The following is a 16435-nucleotide window of genomic DNA, read 5'->3' as shown; positions in this document are numbered from 1 at the left end:
CGAGCGGCGCCGCGATGTACCAGGCGTACACGTCGACACTCAAGGTCACCTACGACAGTGCCGGTGCCGCCACGTGGCAGGACAAGAGCGCGAGCGCGGCCAACGGCTGCCCCCAGGGCAGCACCACCAGCCTCGACCCGATCCTGTTCACCGACCCGGTCACCCACCGCACCTTCGAGTCGCAGCTCGCCGGCAAGACCGCCCTGACCTGCTACACCGACGACGACGGTGAGAGGTGGACGCCGACGGGCGGCTCGGGCGTCAACTCCGGTGTGGACCACCAGACCATAGGTGGCGGCCCCTTCGCCGCGGGCGGTCCGGGCGCCGTCACGTCGTACCCGAACGCCGTCTACTACTGTTCCCAGGACATCGCCGACGCCTCGTGCGCGGTCAGTCGGGACGGCTGTCTGACGTACGGGCCCGCCGTTCCGATGTACTCGCTGCTGGACTGCGGCGGCCTGCACGGGCATGTGAAGGTCGCCCCCGGACGCCACGGTGTACGTGCCCAACAAGGGCTGCGGTGGCAATCAGGCCGTGGCCGTCTCCGAGGACAACGGGCTGACGTGGACCGTCCGCAAGAACCCGTCCAGCACCCCCGGTGACTCGGACCCGAGCGTGGGAGTCGGGGCCGGCGGGACCGTCTACATGGGCTACCAGAACAGCGACGGCACGCCGCGCATCGCCGTCAGCCACGACAAGGGCAAGACGTGGCTGTACGACCAGAACGTCGGCGCGGCCCTCGGCGTCAAGAACGTCGTCTTTCCGGCCGTGACCGCGGGCGACGACAACCGCGCCGCGTTCGCCTTCCTGGGCACCACCACTGGCGGCAACTACCAGGACGCGGCCGGCTTCACGGGCGTCTGGCACCTGTACGTGGCCACCACCTACGACGGCGGCCGGTCCTGGGTCACCGTCGACGCCACCCCCACCGACCCGGTTCAGAAGGGGTCGATCTGCACGGGCGGCACCACGTGTGGCAACGACCGCAATCTCCTGGACTTCATCGACGTCACCACCGACGCCCAGGGCCGCGTGCTCGCCGCCTACGCCGACGGCTGCACCGGCACGTGCGCGACCGGAGGTGCGCAGAACTACGACGCGCTGGCGTCCATCGCCCGCCAGTCCTCCGGCGACACGCTGTACGGGGCGTACGACGCCATGATCCTCGGCACGCGCAAGAAGCCCTGAGGAGCCACCGGATGAAGCCATCGCCCCCGGCTGCCGTACTGGCAGGAGCCGTCCTCAGCCTGGCCGCGGTCACCGGATGCTCAGCGGCGAACAAGCACGCCGAGCCACCGCGGGCGACACCGTACGCGGCGAAGCATGCGACCGATCCGCCGGCCGGGAATGCGGTCGGCGTCGCGCCCGGCGGCTGCCCCACTGCCGCGTCACTGCCGCTCCCCAAGGAATTCCCGGAGAACCTGCCCGTGCCCGACGGCGCGGTCGTGACCTCGGTGGAGCATCGCACCGGCGGCCGGCTCGTCGTCGCCACCGTCGTCCGGGGCGGGTTCGACAGCACCCTGGCGTTCCTGCACAAGCGGCTCCCAAAGGCCGGCTACATCCCCAAGGAGGGCGAAGTGGAGGAGGACAACGCCGAGTCGAACTTCTCCTCCACGAGCGTCCGGGGCCGCTGGACCCTGCGGAAGATGTCCGACTGCGAGGGAGGGGTGTACCTGACGTACCTGACGTCTGCTGTCTCCTGAAGCCCGCCCTGGCCAAGCCCTCTCCTGACCGGTGAAACTGCAAGGGGCCACCTTTCGCGGCGAGCGGTACCACGTGCGCCGTTGCCCGAGGGGTGGCCTCCCGGACTGAAAAACCCCCTGGTGAACGCATGCACCGCGAGTCTGATCGGCCGCCCTGAAGCAGCAGTCGGCCGGGGCCGTATACGGGGGCGGGTTGTCGCTGGTGCGGTGGAGAATGGGTCTTCGCAGGTCGTCGTGTCCGACTGCAGGCTGGGAGCGGAAGCCCTGACCAGGAACTCGGGACCCGGCCCTGCCTTGTTCCTCCCGGTGTCCACCTCGCGTGTCCGCCCCCGTGGCCCTGGGACCGGGGGCGTTCCCAACCGAGGAGATCGGGAGCACTTCTCCTCGTCCATCGGTCCCGACCGGTGGCGACGGATCGCGGGTGCGGTGGGTCCCGGGGGCAGCCGGATCAGGACCGAGGGAGGTCCAGGGAGTCGAAGCGGCGCATGAGGGCGGGCTTGGCCAGGTGGGCGGCCCGCAGTTCCCCGGCCCGCCGGTCGAAGTCGGCGGTGCCACCGGTGCGGGCCTCCAGGGCGCGCAGGTCCGCCAGAAGTGCGACGGCGGCGTCGTAGGCGCTGGCGTTCTTCTGGGCAATCAGGTCGTCGACCTCACGCCACGCCTGTTCGGTTCTCTGGGCGAGCTTGGCCAAGCGCGCTTCCTGTGCTTCGGCGGTGGCGCGTGCGCGGGCCTGCTCGGCAGCGGCCCGGGCGTCCTGCTCTCGCTGCCTGCTGTCGGTACGACGGCGGTAGGCCCTGTCGAGGAGTTGGGCCGCGGTGCGCCGGCCGATTACGTCACGAGGGCCCGGGATGGTGGTCGCTGCCCGATAGCGGGCCAGGAGTCGGGGCCCTGGGGACACGGTGGTCAGCGCGGCCTCGACGAGCAGGGCGTCCTTGTCGGCGGCGGGAAGACCGGCGACGAAGGCAGCCGGGGCCGTCCGATCCAGGACGTCCGCGGTGGCGGGCCGGCTGTCCTCGGCGGCGACCGCCAGCAGGTCCGCGTCAACGCCAAGGAAGTCCGCCAGGGCCTGCTGCGGGCCGGTGAGCGAGGCCAGCCCCGGGGGGACGGGCGGCTCGACCTCGCGGGCGTAGTTCTCCTCGTCGTCCTCCGCGAGCTCCCAGGCGGTGAGCCCGGCAAGCCACGCCACGTACAGCGGCCGCAGGTCTCCCGCCGCGAGTTCAGCGCGCAGCCCCACGAATGCGGAGAGCGTGTAGGACGTCTCGAATTCCCACTCGCAGCCGTCCTCCGAGGACACGGAGAAGTCCAGCAGCGTGTGTCCGGACCGGGTCCAGACGCCGAGCGCATCCTCCATCGCGTACGCGGTGGCCTCTTTGGCCGGGAGCGACCCGGCGGGCAGACGCAGGACGAGGCGACGGCTGCCCCAGTTCGCGTAGTAGAGATGAGCGTCGTAAAACTGCTCGACCAGCTTCGTCGTATCGCCGCGGAAGTCGCCCCAGTGGTATTCGTTGACGAAGCGGGTCAGGGTGATGTCGGCGCGGGTGGACAGCGCGCGTACCTGCCTGACCTGGTTTTCGTCCAACGGGCGGTCAAGCGCGAGGAACTCGTAGTACTGGTACTCGCTCACGACTTGGCAGCCTACCGGCCTTACACACATGGGGGGTCAGCCGCGGAGCCATCCGAACAGCCCATTGCCGCGCCGCTCGCGCTCCCACTCCGCCTCCGCTTCAGCTCGCTCGGCCGCGACGCGCTCCCGCTGCGTACGACAGCGAGGACAATCATCGCCGCGGGCCAAGTCAGGGGCATCGTCAGGGTCGACATCGCCGCCGCAGGTCGGGCAGGGCCACAGCGAGGCCTCCCATTGCCGGTACTCGTCCTCCCGCCGACGTGCTTCCTCCTCCTCAGCGGCCCGCTGGGCGACGCTACGTTGTTCCTCTCGACGGCCGTAGGCATGCACGTCGTCGGGGTTCCGCAGGGCATCGGTGAGTGTCTGGGCTGAGTCATGTCCGAAGCGCCACCAGATCGCCCCGCACGGGCCGTGCTGCTGCAGCCGGTCCAGTGCGGTGGCCAGGACGGGCACCGTGCCGTCGTAGTCCCGGTACCCGTCCCGCTCTCCGGTGTTCCCTATCGGGCGGCCGGGACGCCACGTGCCCTGCCAGTGCTCCTCGGATAAGCGTGTGACCTCATCTATCCGTGCTTGCCGGGCCTTGAGACCGACCTGCTTGGTGAACACGAACGCCACTGGTGGGAAACCGTCGCGACCGGAAGCCTGCCAGAGGGTCGACCACAGGGGGACGTGCTGCCCGTCCTGGTCCTTCACGGTGCGCTGGAAAGAACCGGCGGTAGCGAACGATCTTGTCGGCCACCTTGGCGGGTGGTTCAGTGCCGTTGTCCACCTCCACGAACAGCACCGGCAGCCCGGCTTCCGGCGCGCTCAGGACCCCGTCGGCGCGCAGGCTGCCTCTACCCGGCGCGGTGAACGTGCCGGTGACGGGGAGGGCGACCTCGGTGTGCCACCCGTGAAGTGTGCCAAGCCCCGGGGGCCTGGCAGGCAGCGGCTACATCGGCCCGGCGGCGGGCGGTGTGCCGCGGCGGGCAACCGGCTTGGTCGGCTCCGGCGGTGATTGCAGGAACGCGTCGATGGTCTCGGTCACCTTCACCGCGTGTGGCGCGCCGGCCCTGGCCGCCTCCCGAGCGGTACCGCCCATCTCACCGAGCGGCCGGTCCAGCTCGGTCGCGGCCACCGCCAATCCGGCCGTGGTGAGATTCCACAACTGCTTGCTGACCGGCCGCCCCGACGGGTTCGTGCCGGTCACCTTGCCGACCGATTCCAACAGCCCAGCGTCGCGCAGGTCCTTGCACGCGTTGCGGACGGTCTGTACGTCCGCGGTGCCCGGCAGGACCAACTGCCGCAGTTGCGCGACAGTAGCGACCTTCACCCCGCCGAGCGCCAGCAGCACCAGACTCCGCGTCCGCGCCGTGGACCCGAACCGCCACCGCGTCATGCCCGTCGTCACGCTCGCCCTCCCCACCGCTCCCGGCACCGCACCAACCCACCGGCGGACCCGCCGTCCGCGCCGCCACGGCGGCAGCCGGTGATCCGGGGCTGGGGCGGGCACCCGGGGCCCCACCTCGCGACCCCTGCACGACTACTCCACCACCCCCCACTGACACACAACACCAGGAACAGCAGGAGCAAAGGGGTTGTCGAGGCACCGAACACCGGCCAATGTGTGCGCTGACCTGCGGCAACACTGCACACAACGCGAAAGGTCACCGTAGGGCAAGGGTGTAGGGAGGACTGTAGGGAACGCTGTTGGGGCGCTTGTACCCACCGACCGCAAGTGCGGGTCACGAGCCGGAGAGGCCCACAGGCCGTGCACCGCGTCCTAGCCGCCCCACCACTCACCGTCCGACTTCCCCCGACAGCCCGCGCGCCACGAAACGCACTCCGGCCATCGGGCTTGCTTGAAGCACGACGGAGAGTGGCCAGCCCGAGTGGAAACTCACCGACTACTGCGGCCGCACTCACCGACCAGGGCTGACGCGGCGGTCGGTGAGTGGTGTCGGGCTAACACACCGAGCGCCCCGCTGGTTCGCGACGCTCGGCGACGAGCAGGCGCGCGAACTTGGCCTCAGCCGACCGTCAGACATCGTGAGGACGCGGGCTACTCGAAAACCGAGCCGGCGCAAGCAGTCCGTCTCTTCCCGCTGTCCCGTCCAAGTGCACGGATCGACGCCGACAGCCTTCCGCTCGTGCCCCGTTACCTCGTTCACCACGAGTGCGCCCAGGAAGCACGGCGGCAGCGCAACCGGCGAAGGGCACTGATACTCGCCACGATGGGGCAGGACTACGTGCCGGAGCGCACGGCATGACTGACGCCATGGCGGGGCTCCGCCTGCTGCCGTGGGATGGTCCCAACGGGAAGCCCGCGTACACCCCCGACGACAATCCCAAGGGAATGATCGCGCGACTCGCCGACCGCATGGAACGCGAACAACTCACCGCAGCGTCAGACCTGCTTGAGATTGCCCGCCAGATGCTCGCCGTTGCTGAGCCGCTGACCCCGGACCAATCGCGCTTCGTAGTGGCACGTCTCTGCGACGCGCTGTCGAACACGCTGCGGGTCGCCGAGTCGCGCGGCATGCGCCTGACGACCGCAGGCGCCGATGAGTAGGCCCGAAGCTCCGCTGATGACCATGCGAATATCGCGCGACGGCGGGCAGACGTGGGGGCGCCCCCTTCGCTTCCACAGAAGCGACAACCTGAAGCCCCTTCAGTCTGCCCTGTGGCCACCGTGCGAGTGCCGCCGATGTATGCCGGGGCTGCACCGCAAATAGCGGCCCGCCCGGACGCAGCCACCAACTCGGCAAGCTGGCAGACGCCCTGCCGGTTCCACCCCGGCAGGGCGATCTGGCTATCACTCATCGGCACCAATGCTCGGGTGGTCGGCATCTTCAGCGTCGCCTGTGCCGAGGGCCAGGTCAGTCGCCTGGCCCGACCCTCCTCCCCTCCTTGCTGGTGTTTTATTCCAAGCGGCGCGGTCGCCGGTCAGCTGACGTGGACGGTCCAAGTCGGGGAGGACGACGCGACCAGAGTGGCCGTGGCGGGGCGGTAGGCACGCAGCATGTAGGTGCCGGCGTGGGCAAAGGTAACCTTGCCGGTCGCAGTACCGTTCGTGGCGAGCTTGGCGGTGGTCAGGGTTGACCAGGTGCCGTTGCTCTTGCGGATCTGGTACCGGATCCACGTTCCGGCCGCGTACGGCGCGGAGCTCGCGGTGTAGGCGACTGACCTGCCGTGGCGGGTCTTGGTGACCGGGTTCTTCACGGACAGGGTGGCCTTGACGTGGCCGGTGACCGTGCTGCTGGTCGAGGAAGCCCAGGCCAGGTTCTTGGCCGAAGTTACCGCGCGCCAGGCACCGTTGCGCTTCGCGGTGGTGGTGAAGTGCGCTGTGCCCTTGCTGTCTGCGGTCACCTTCGCGATGGTCGTCCAGGTGCTACTGCCCGCGGGGCGGAACTGCAGGGAGACCTGGGCTCCGGCGGCCGGCTTGGATCCGGTCTGGGTGACGGTGGCGGTGAGGGCCTGCTTGCTGCCGTACGTGGTCAGTGCGGGGCCGCTCAGCTTCGTGGTTGTCGCGGCCAGGACACGCAGCGGCTGGGTGGTGACGGAGGAGTCCCCGAACTGCGACACCATCGTCAGGGAGGCCTCGTGCAGCCCTGGGGTTCCCGCGGTCCACGTTCCCGACGGCTGCGCAGGGTAGGTGCCGGTGCCGATCGTCTTGCCGTCGACGGTCAGCGTCCAGGTCTGGGCGCGGCTGACGCCGTCGGCAGCGTGCGTGGTGGCGGCCACCTTCCAGGTCTTGCCAGCCACGGGGAAGGCGTCGAAGCCGGCGGTCCAGGTCGGGTCGATGCCGGAGACGACGGTGATCGGGACGTCTGTCGTGCCGTGCGCGCCGCGGTTGTCGGTGACGTCGAAGGTCAGGGTGTGCTTGCCGTACGGGAGCGGCTTGTCACCGAGCCGGGCGTAAAAGTAATCCGCGTACCCGACCAGGACGAAGTCGGATACGGGCGTTGTGTCCAGGAGCGCGCCGTCCAGCAAGACCCTGGTGCTGACCGGGTACGCGTAGTTGAGGTTGCGGGGCCACGGCTGCGTGAGACTGGCGGGGTACTTGTAGGTCAAGAAGACCGTGGACGGTGTGTTCCGGGTCACTGCCTTGACTGCGGGTGTGACGATGAAGCCGTGGTCGACGAGCGTGGTGGCCCGCACGGGACTGCCGGCACGGCCCTGGTTGTCGAACGCGACGACGTACGCGTAGGACCAGAGCGCCGACTGGACCTTGCTGGTGTCGACGGTTCCGGTCCACGTCCCGTCGCCGTCCGCGTCGGCCAGGTCGGATGCTGCCGGCCAGACCGGGTTGTCGGAGAAGTACTCCAGGCGGGAGACGCCGTCACCGGTGTCCGTGGCGACGGCCCGCAGGTCCAGGCGCTGATCTGCGGTGAGACCGACCGGCTTGAAGTTGGTCCACGCGTCGTCGCCAGGGAGGTCCGGGAGCGTCACGACGGGCCGGTCGTTGTCGACGCGCACGTCCGCGGTGGCGGCCGTGATCGTGGGTCGGGCGGTAAAGACCTCGACGCGGATCTCGTTGTCGCCGTCCTCGACGAGCGGCGCAGCGATCGTGTCGGTGCCGCCGAACGTCTTGGTCGCGGCCGTGTCCACAGCGGCGTGGAGGGTGCACGACGGCAGGCAGTCGCCGGCTGCCAGATCGATCCTCTGGCTGACCTGCCCGGTCCCCTGCGTGTTGGTGTGCCCGGCGATGCTCACCACGGCGGCGTAGGGCTCGAAGTCCGGATCGGCGTGCACGGTGAAGGTGACGCCGGCGGTGCCGGTGACGGTCTGGCCCGGGGTGACCGTGCCGGAGGAGTCGTGGTCCGAGGTGAGACTGTCGATGCTGACCTCGGTGCCACTGCCGGCGGTGTCCGCGGCAGCTGGCGAGACCAGGGCGACCGCTGCCAGGCAGGCGGAGCCGGCGAGAGCGGTGAGGGAGCGTATGGGCCGGGGCACGGTGTGGTGATCCTTAGACTCGATCGCGGCAAACTCGCAGGTCGCGGGATTGCGGGCAGCCGAACGGATGCTCGGGAGCTGGAGCGTATATCACTCTGTTCCAGCTTCCGAGACCAGGCGACTGGATCGACGTGATCGCTACGTGGGCGGGTTCACCCGGCCCTGTAGGGGACCCGGCTGACGCTTTCCGTCACTGGGATTCCTTACCGAGATAATTAGGTGACCCCGGACAGATAACGATCTTGCGGTTCCACAGGTTGGTCAATGAGGTCGCCCGCAGCCCCTGTTCTCCCGCGCGCGACGGGCCTGCTGCTCGGCGAGGACTGTGAAGCGATGAACGACTACATAAGACAGGAACCCAACCAATCTGGCCCGAGTTCTCGCTTCTATAACCTGCGCCGCCCGCCAGGCGCAGTGCCATCTGCCCATCGAGTGTCCTGGCGGTCGCCGCGGGACGTCGCACAGACGTGCCCTGCCGCCACATGTCCAGGCGTCGTTCCAGGTGACCGTCGGGCCTCAGCAGAGCGCGCGTCGCCTACTGCAGAGAAGCGCGGGTTGGTGCTGGCTCGTGGCCGAGCATGACGGGGGCTAACTCAAGCGGTGTCGAGGTCTGCCATCGGGCCAGCCTAAGCCTCGCGCATCCGCACCGAGCCGTCATCCGTGACCTCAAAGACACTGATCCGCAGCAGGCTCCGCACCGGGAGCGGCACCCGCAAGGCGTGGAACATGGAGGAGGACGGGACGACGAGGGCGTAGCGGGTGTCCGAGGACTGGTCTGTCATCCGGCGCAGTAGCTGTCCGTACGCGATGTCGGCATCGGTGCCGGGTTCCTTTGTACGTCCCTTTGCCTCGCCAATCAGTCGTTGATTGCCTCGTACGGCCTCGATGTCGGTGTAGGGGTCGGTGGGTGCGACGGGGGTCCACCCTTCCGCCACCAGCCAACGTCGGAAGGCGTCGACGACCCGGTCTTCGTCGCTCGTCCAGCTGGCTCGTGACGTGGATTCGGTAACCGCACTCGGTGCAGCGGCGAGAAGGCCGCGAACTGAATCCAGGTCGGCAACGCGGTTCCTCCGGTGCAATCGGCCCCGGCTGTTGGCGTCCAGGTCTGCTGGCCGGATCACCAGCAGGCACAGGCCGTGAGCGGGGATCTCCGCGTCGCGTCGCGCGTCGTACAGTGCCCGCTGCTCACCTCGATCGACTCCGCTCACCGTGGGATGCCCGGGTTTGTCGAAGAACGGCATGGCCTTATCGTGCTGCAACTCGCGGTACTCCACGACGAGCCGCTGTTCTGGCCAGTAGCTGTCGACTGGCAGCCGGGTCTTCCGGCCTGCGGACCCGGCGTCGCCGAGCAGCCACTCAAACCGGTGCTGACGAAGGCCCTGCTCACCGAGGACCTCGTCACACAAATCGAGCACGTACGCCTCGTCGCTGCTCTCTCTCCCACCCATGCATCGAGATGCTGCCACAGGCCACCGACAAAGGCCGCCGCACGATCAACTCGTCGGTCGTGAATGCATTCGATCAAGATCTAATGACCACCTGCCGTCGTTTCCCGCCCCCGGCCGCGGCCGGCAGGCTTGTCGCGGCCGGGGTGGTGCGCGTCGGGGCCCATATGTTCGGAACCACCGACCGAGTGCTGTGGGGCGGGCTCATTCTCCGTACTCCCTCAGCAGCTTGTTCAGATGCCGGATCTTGTCGACGTCCGACTTCGGCAGGGGATCACTGCTGTTGAAGTGCATGACGTTGTTGCGGATCCGGCGAATCTCCTCCAGCCGGGCTATGAACACCTTGCGGTCGAGCGGCCATCCGAGCTGTTCCCACAGTCCCGGGTTCTCCAGCACCCGCTGGTAGTCGCCGACGGTCATGTCACCGAAAGAGGAGATGCGTTCACACGCCGGGTCGCACAGGCTGGTGACCTCAGGCAGGGTGAAGGCCCCCGCAATGACCTGTCGCAGCCGACGGTCCATTTCGCCGATCAGTAGGAAATGCCCGGCAAGTTGGCCGTAAGCCTGGGCGACATCGGCGGCGGTGACGATCCCGGCAATCGCGTTGTGTTGGTCCCTGATGAGTACGAAGTCGTTCTCGGCCAGCGTGGGGAGGACGTCGATCAGGTCGTGGTCGTAGCGGACGTCGCGTGCGTCCACGATCGCTTGGGAGAGGTGGGCGCCGGGGTCGGCGTGGCGGGCGCGCGCTATGGACTTCCACGAGACGGATCCCCGCAGGTTGTGTGGACCGGCGAGGACGGGCAACTGGGAGAAGTCGTGGAGGACCATCAGCGTGATGGCCTCCTCGAACGTGGCCGTTGGCTTGACACTGACGATGCCGGCGAGGGCGGACGGCAGGGTTCCGACGGTCAAGCCCGTCTCACGCGAACCCAGCTCTTCGGACACTCCGGCCAGCGCCGCGGCTGTCACTGGCAGTCCGGCGAGGGGCATGTCCTCTGCCTGCTCTTCCGCAGCCTTGACCAGCTGGACTGTTGCGGTCAGGGACACCTTGTCGAATTCGGGCGAGGTGATCAGGCTGTGGTTAGCGAGATCGGCCTGGATCTGATCGTTGACGACACCACGGCCCGTCACGCCCCACCAGGCAAGCAGCTCCAGCACAGAGAGGGACAGCGGACGACCTGCCTCTGCCGATTCACGTGCTTCCTTCAGCCGTGCGTGCCGGTCCCTAGGGGACAAGGATGTCTGCGGTTGCTCCTTCTCCGGTGCTGTGGGATCGGCCTCCTCAGCTGCTCGGTCGAGCAATTCCTGACGCAACTGTGTGAGGTATCTGCCGTCCTCGACCTGCCACGCCTCCCAGCCGTCGAACGTTCCGTTCCCGACGGCGACCATGGCGGCCTTGGAAGGGGAGCGGAACTCCTCTCCATCCGAAAGCCGGATCCATCCCCGGGATGTGACCGCGGCCTCGTGCGACTCGCCGACGCGGGGTCGGACAAACCGTAGCCGCTCTTCTTCCTGGAGTAGCCCGCTGCCGAGCAAGTCAGCGATGGTCACCCGCCGCCCGTCGAGCAGGAAGCGGGCGCGGGACTGAGCCTCTGCGGGACTGGTGGTGGAATCGGTCATGTCACCTGTGCCTTGCCGCTCGAAGGGGAAGGGGGGAGCTGAGACTGCCGACCTTAGAGATGCCGACAGATGCGGGTGATTCGGATGGCTCTTTGCGACCTGCTCGCTGGTTCTGTATCTCCGCGGCTCAGGTGTCCTTTACGGATGCCGGTTGGCGCGCGGTCCCTCATGGCCATTCCCATCCAAATGCCGCGGAGTCCCAGTGGCCCATGGCGGTCAAGTCTCCGTTGCTTACCGGTGGGTATCGTCCAGGGTGAGGCGGATCCGCGCCAGGGCCTCGGGGATCTCAACGGTGTCCGTGTTGTCGGGGCATAGGACACGCGTGTCGTCGTGGAGCGGTGCGAGCGTCCGCTGGGCCTCGACGAGTCGTCTCTCGCATAGCCAGGTGAGTCTGCATCGTGTACCCAGCGGCCATCACTTACGTGGCGTCGGGATGGGGTTCGTCGTCCCGGTCGGTCGCCAGTGCGGCTGGCAGCGGCAGCCCATACTTGTCGCACAGGAATCGGGTCTGGCAGTACCGCTGGGCTTCGGCGGCCACCCTGCCGAGGACCGCGGCGTTCATGCCGGCACCGATGAGGACTCCCACGAACGGCACGACCTTGGCGACATTTTTGACCGGCACCCTGGATCCGGTCGGGCCGAGCTGCTTCATCAACTTCTCGAGGGCGGCCACGAGGCGGTGGTCGTTGCGGAGCTTCTGCGACCAGTTCACGCGTCCCTTGAGCGCGTCCGCCGCCCGTGCGGCGTCACGCAACGGCTTGGCTTTGGCCGCCTGCGCCATGAAGGACTGCTGTACCAGGCGTTGGATGAAGTTCTGCTCCTTGGGGTCTTTGGCGTCGTAGCCGTAGGAGTACGCGATGCGTGCTGCTATCGATGTGGTCAGGACCTGGACGACCAGGATGTCCGCTGTCATCGCGGCAGGGATACCGGCGACGGGGACCATGGCCAGCAGGCCCATGGCGCCGCCTTCGAACGCACCGGTGGTCCGCCACTTGAGGGTGTTGCGGGTCAGCAGTCGGTCGCAGACCTGAAGGTCCTGCTGTCGTAGTTCGGTAAAACTGTCAATTTCGAAGCCTTGCTTGAGGGCGATCTTCTCGACGCTCTTCGGGTCGTTGAGATCCATGGCCCAGTCGTTGACGAGCTCGAGCAGGGCTGCCGCGCCTGCGAGCGCCGGTCGCATGGCCGCGTCGGCGACGGCGTCGCCTGCGCGACGGATCGGTTCGGCGACCGCCTCCGGCACAGCGTCCTTCACTCGTTTCGCGGCGTTTCCCGCGACCTCACCGGTGCGACCGAGCGCGGTGCTTGCCCAGTTCGGCAGACCACGGCGGTTGTTGCGGCGCTGCCAGTGCTCGTTGAGGGTGTCCCATACCTGCGCCTCGTACGCGCTCATCGGGGGTGCACCGTCGACCAGCGGGTCGGCGTAATTGCTCATTAAGGCTCTCCATTTCAAGTTTCATCGCGGGGTCCACGCTGCTCTACCAGCCGACACGTGCGTGAAGCCGCAGTGCGGGGGCGATGTCCGAAGTCGACTGCACCGGCTAACTGCGGGGTACTAATCAAGGAACTGTGCCGCTGACAGTCAGGAGTTGGCGCACACCGCCCGTCGGACCAGACGTCCCTGAGGGTCGCAGAGGCAACGGCGCTTGCTCCGCGTCTCGGAGTGGGGGACCCTAACCGCCGAATGAAAGCCGGCGGTTAGGGAGCGATTACTGCCCGGGTGGGGGGCGTCGGGGGCTGCCAGACCCTCGTATGGGGCCCGGTTCTTCATCCGTAGTCGGAGGGGGACTTGCCGAGTCGCCAGTCGCTGGGCTTGTGGCTGCGCATCGATTCCTCGGCAGCTGCGTCAGCGAGGGCCTCCTGATTGCCGCGCTTGTCATCAGCCTGCTGGCGGATACGTCGCTGATCGGCTTTGCTCGTTCGCATGTAGAAGCAGGCCAGATGGAAGAAGCGACCTCCTTCGCACTTAAGGCTCTCACCGGTCGAGAACGCCTTGTCTCGCTTGGCGCACCTGCTTGCAGTCGTCGCGGGCCGCGCCGTCTTGGGCTCGTGCCTGAGAACACCGGCCAACTGGGCGGTGTTTTGCGCGCCCCTCTTCCGCCTCGTCTGCTCACTGCTCCCCCACATCGCAGAGTGAATCGGTCCCCGGCAGCATCATCGCCACCGGACCCACAAACCGCTAGGCCTCGACCTATGTCGGCCGTCAAGCGGCACAAGCGGTGCGGTTCGTTGGCGGGAACAGGCAGTCAGGACATCAATATCTCGACCAGTTCGCCGACCTCCGCCCGCCAGGTGCGAACCTGGTCATAGGTGGGGCCGATCTCGTACTGGTGGTAATGGCACCCCAAGCACAGGTGTGACCAGACGGCGTTGGCGCGGCGAGCGGTATTCGTCACGGTGTAGCAGCGCAGGCACAGCATCTTGGCTCGCGTGGTGGTAAGGGCGAGCCCCGGCACCGCGGCTTCGAGCGTGCGGTCGACGGCGATCTCCAGGGCGGTACGCAGGGCCAGAGAGGCCCCGCGGTGGCGGCCGGCCTGTGTGGCGCGCAGACGGTGACCGGCGATCAGCCGGTCGGCCGTCAGAAGCAGGTCTTCGACGGAGGTGGCGGGGACATTCATCACGCGGTCACCTCCGGCTTGCGCACCTTCTGCGCGATGGCCTCGATCTCGTCGACGAAGCGGTGAGGGTCGCCGATCGCGGTCCCGACGGCGTGGGCTCCGTTCTGGCATCGCTTGATGAAGCTCACCGCATGGGGGCCGCAGAGGACGCGCAGCCTCTGATAGACGTCACCGGTCCGTCCGACGTCGCCGAACAGGGCCAGGGCGGCGACCTTCATCAGCTTGTCGGCGTCGGTGACGGCGGCCTGCAGCGTGTGCTCGGGCCCGCCGGAGCGGTGGTGCTGGATCCAGGCGGCCTCGATGAAGGCGTTCTCCAGGGCGATCCGGCACAGGCTGGGCAGGACGTGGGTCCGTGCCGCCGCGGGCAGGTCAGTGGTGCTGGCGAGGGCCCGCGCGTCGTCGAGCGCCTGCCGTACCGGGTCGGTCACGGCCCTGACCCTCACCTTGGACGACTCGCCCCGCTCGACCTCGAACACGGTCACCGGCAGCTCCTGGCTCGTGAACGCACGCTGGAGCCGGGTGTCGTGGGTGAACACGACCACCTGCCGGTGCTCGCCGAGCTCGTGCAGGACCTGGGCGAGTCCGCCCACCTTGGCGGGGTCCATGGACTGCACGGGGTCGTCGATGACGATGAAGCCGAACGGGCTGTCGGCGGTCGCCGCCCGCGGGAGGAAGAGGGACAGGGCGAGGGAGTGCTGCTCTCCCTGGCTCATGACGCTGAGCGCCGAGGCCTCCTCGCCGTCGACGGAGACGTCCATGACGAGCTTGCGGACGACGGCCTTCTCGCTTCCCCGGAGGGTCACCATCTTCAGGTCGATGTTGCTCTCCTGACGGAGCCGCTCCCAGATCCGCTGCGAGTGGTCGGCGAACCCCTCCATGCGCTGCTCCCGCAGCTCGGTGGAGAGTGCCTTGATCCAGGCGCGGGCCTTCTTGATATGGCTGAGGCGGGGCTTGCCCTCTTCCGCGGCACGGGCGCTCTCCGTCCAGCTCGCCAGGCGGGTGACGAGCTGGCGCCACCGCTCGTCCCGCCTCTCCAGCTCCCCGATGGCGTACTCCTTGACCGCCGCGCAGGCATCAGCCAGCGTCGCTGCGGTCTCGTCGGCGCGCCGTACGAGCTCGCCGGGGTCGGTGATCGTCCGGCAGGCCATCCAGGCATTCCACGGGTCGGCCAGTGCGGCCGGGATGCGCTGGGGCGTCTGAATGAGGTTCTGCACCGCCCGCGAGGCCGACCGCAGCTCGCTGCGCGCGTCCTCGGCGGTCTTCGCCTCGCCGCGAAGGACGGCGATCTGCGCGGCGGCGCTCGCCGCCCACGCCGCGTCCAGGGCGCGGTCCGTGCCGCACACGGGGCACGACTCCTCGTCGGGGTGCCTATTGCTGTGATCCAGCGCCTTCTCGAGAAGGTCGGCGCGCTGCAGCGCCTCTTCGGCACCGGTCAGGCGTACGTCCTCGACGCCGGCGAGCGCCTCGCGCAGCCGGGCCACCGCGAGACCGACCTGTTCCATGTCAGGTCCCTGGACGTCGATCGAGGCGCGCAGTTCGGCGAGGAGGCCGTCGTCGGCAGCGGGCAGCCCCGCAACCAGTGCCTCGAGGGCCTCGAAGTCCGGGCGTCCCGTGGTGTCCATGGCCACGAGCGCCTGCACTGCCCGGTCGTCGTCCTCCAGCGCGTATAGCGCTTCCTTGATTTCCGGTACCTCGTCCTTCGCGGCCTTGACCGCGTCGCCCAGCTCCTTCTCCTGCCGCTGAAGGCGTCCGTCGGCGGCGCTGAGGTGGCCCAGGCCGAGGATCGTGACGATGGCGTCGTACATCTGGGCGGGCTTGCCGCTGATCATGCGATCCAGGTCGACGTACGACAGGAAGGGCCGATAGTCGGTGAGGGCCTGGCTCCAGTCCACCTGGTCGAGGGGGACGCGGCCGTGCCCGGGCCGCTTGAGCTCGCCCTCGGTGTCCGCGAAGTCCTGCCCCTTCCAGGTGCGGGTGAGGGTGCTCCGGCTGGCGTCGCCCTCGATGGCGAGCTTGACCTCGATCTCAGGCTTGGCGCCGTCGTGGAGGTTGCGCCAGTTGCTGCTGCGCGTCGCGTCCTGGCCCTGCCTGCGCATGTTCGTGCCGGTGAAGGCCGTCTCGATGCCCTCGGCGATACTGGACTTGCCGGAGCCGTTGCGGCCCACGACGAGGGTTACGCCGGGGCGGGGGCTGAGGTTGAGCCAGGCGCGCGGGCCGATGCCGCGGAATCCGGCGACGGACACGGAGGCGAGATAGATCCGGCCAACGGTGGACCGTCCTTGGGCCGCACCGTCGCCGAGCGCTTCCTGCAGGAGCTCTTTCACCGGCTCGCCGAGCGCTGCCTGGGCCAGGCGGACCTCCACCAGCTTGGTGATGGACTCGGGCCGAAGAACGGTGTCCGGCGGGGCAGCGGCGAGTGAGGGGTGGGCGAGTTGCTCGTGCGGTTCCGTCGAGGTCATGAGGTGTCTCCAGGTTCCGGTTCTGGTGCGGAGAAGG

At 68.4% G+C, this 16435-nt stretch carries 12 protein-coding genes and 1 pseudogene; 4 read left to right on the top strand and 9 right to left on the bottom strand.

The features are described from left to right. Positions 1-14: 14 nt before the first annotated feature. Genes ACRWNP_RS16220 through ACRWNP_RS16210 form a run of 3 tightly spaced genes read left to right on the top strand, consistent with a single transcriptional unit; the run spans position 15 to position 1703 of the window. Complete coding sequence (locus ACRWNP_RS16220) at positions 15-602, top strand: hypothetical protein (protein ID WP_431961937.1); 588 nt, start codon at positions 15-17, stop codon at positions 600-602. Next, a complete protein-coding gene (locus ACRWNP_RS16215; protein WP_431961936.1) occupies positions 535-1188 on the top strand; it encodes a sialidase family protein in 654 nt (217 codons plus the stop codon). The genes ACRWNP_RS16220 and ACRWNP_RS16215 overlap by 68 nt, the downstream gene beginning before the upstream one ends. 11 nt (positions 1189-1199) lie before the next feature. Further along, complete coding sequence (locus ACRWNP_RS16210) at positions 1200-1703, top strand: hypothetical protein (protein ID WP_431961935.1); 504 nt, start codon at positions 1200-1202, stop codon at positions 1701-1703. Positions 1704-2151: 448 nt separating this feature from the next. Here the strand turns inward: ACRWNP_RS16210 and ACRWNP_RS16205 are convergent, their stop codons facing one another. The 3 genes and pseudogenes from ACRWNP_RS16205 to ACRWNP_RS16195 all read right to left on the bottom strand — a co-directional run. Next, on the bottom strand, positions 2152-3324 hold the full coding sequence (locus ACRWNP_RS16205; RefSeq protein WP_431961934.1) for a hypothetical protein: 1173 nt from the start codon (positions 3322-3324) through the stop codon (positions 2152-2154). A 36-nt stretch (positions 3325-3360) separates the two neighbouring features. Beyond that, positions 3361-4017 carry a hypothetical protein gene (locus ACRWNP_RS16200; protein ID WP_431962017.1) on the bottom strand — a complete coding sequence of 219 codons (657 nt, stop codon included), beginning with the start codon at positions 4015-4017 and terminating at the stop codon, positions 3361-3363. A gap of 49 nt (positions 4018-4066) precedes the next feature. Beyond that, positions 4067-4636: pseudogene (locus tag ACRWNP_RS16195) on the bottom strand (replication-relaxation family protein); the annotation flags it as partial. A gap of 933 nt (positions 4637-5569) precedes the next feature. Here ACRWNP_RS16195 and ACRWNP_RS16190 point away from each other — a divergent pair. After that, positions 5570-5875, top strand: coding sequence for a hypothetical protein (locus ACRWNP_RS16190; RefSeq protein WP_431961933.1), 306 nt, complete (start codon positions 5570-5572; stop codon positions 5873-5875). 374 nt (positions 5876-6249) lie between these two features. On the opposite strand, the gene ACRWNP_RS16185 is transcribed toward ACRWNP_RS16190, so the two are convergent. The 6 genes from ACRWNP_RS16185 to ACRWNP_RS16160 form a co-directional block, all read right to left on the bottom strand. After that, entirely contained in the window at positions 6250-8259 is a 2010-nt protein-coding gene (locus tag ACRWNP_RS16185) for a hypothetical protein (RefSeq protein ID WP_431961932.1), read from the bottom strand. 626 nt (positions 8260-8885) lie between these two features. Further along, positions 8886-9707, bottom strand: coding sequence for a hypothetical protein (locus ACRWNP_RS16180; protein ID WP_431961931.1), 822 nt, complete (start codon positions 9705-9707; stop codon positions 8886-8888). Positions 9708-9908: 201 nt separating this feature from the next. Continuing rightward, on the bottom strand, positions 9909-11324 hold the full coding sequence (locus tag ACRWNP_RS16175; protein WP_431961930.1) for a CBS domain-containing protein: 1416 nt from the start codon (positions 11322-11324) through the stop codon (positions 9909-9911). Between the two features lie 418 nt (positions 11325-11742). Beyond that, entirely contained in the window at positions 11743-12756 is a 1014-nt protein-coding gene (locus ACRWNP_RS16170; protein WP_431961929.1) for an EcsC family protein, read from the bottom strand. A gap of 811 nt (positions 12757-13567) precedes the next feature. Beyond that, complete coding sequence (locus ACRWNP_RS16165) at positions 13568-13939, bottom strand: hypothetical protein (RefSeq protein WP_431961928.1); 372 nt, start codon at positions 13937-13939, stop codon at positions 13568-13570. Further along, positions 13939-16398 carry an AAA family ATPase gene (locus ACRWNP_RS16160; protein ID WP_431961927.1) on the bottom strand — a complete coding sequence of 820 codons (2460 nt, stop codon included), beginning with the start codon at positions 16396-16398 and terminating at the stop codon, positions 13939-13941. Before ACRWNP_RS16160 ends, ACRWNP_RS16165 begins: the two co-directional genes overlap by 1 nt. Between the last annotated feature and the right edge of the window lie 37 nt (positions 16399-16435).

It is taken from the genome of Actinacidiphila sp. bgisy160 (assembly GCF_965342435.1).
Taxonomy (GTDB): Bacteria; Actinomycetota; Actinomycetes; order Streptomycetales; family Streptomycetaceae; genus Actinacidiphila.
This window is presented reverse-complemented; position numbering and strand designations above follow the sequence as displayed.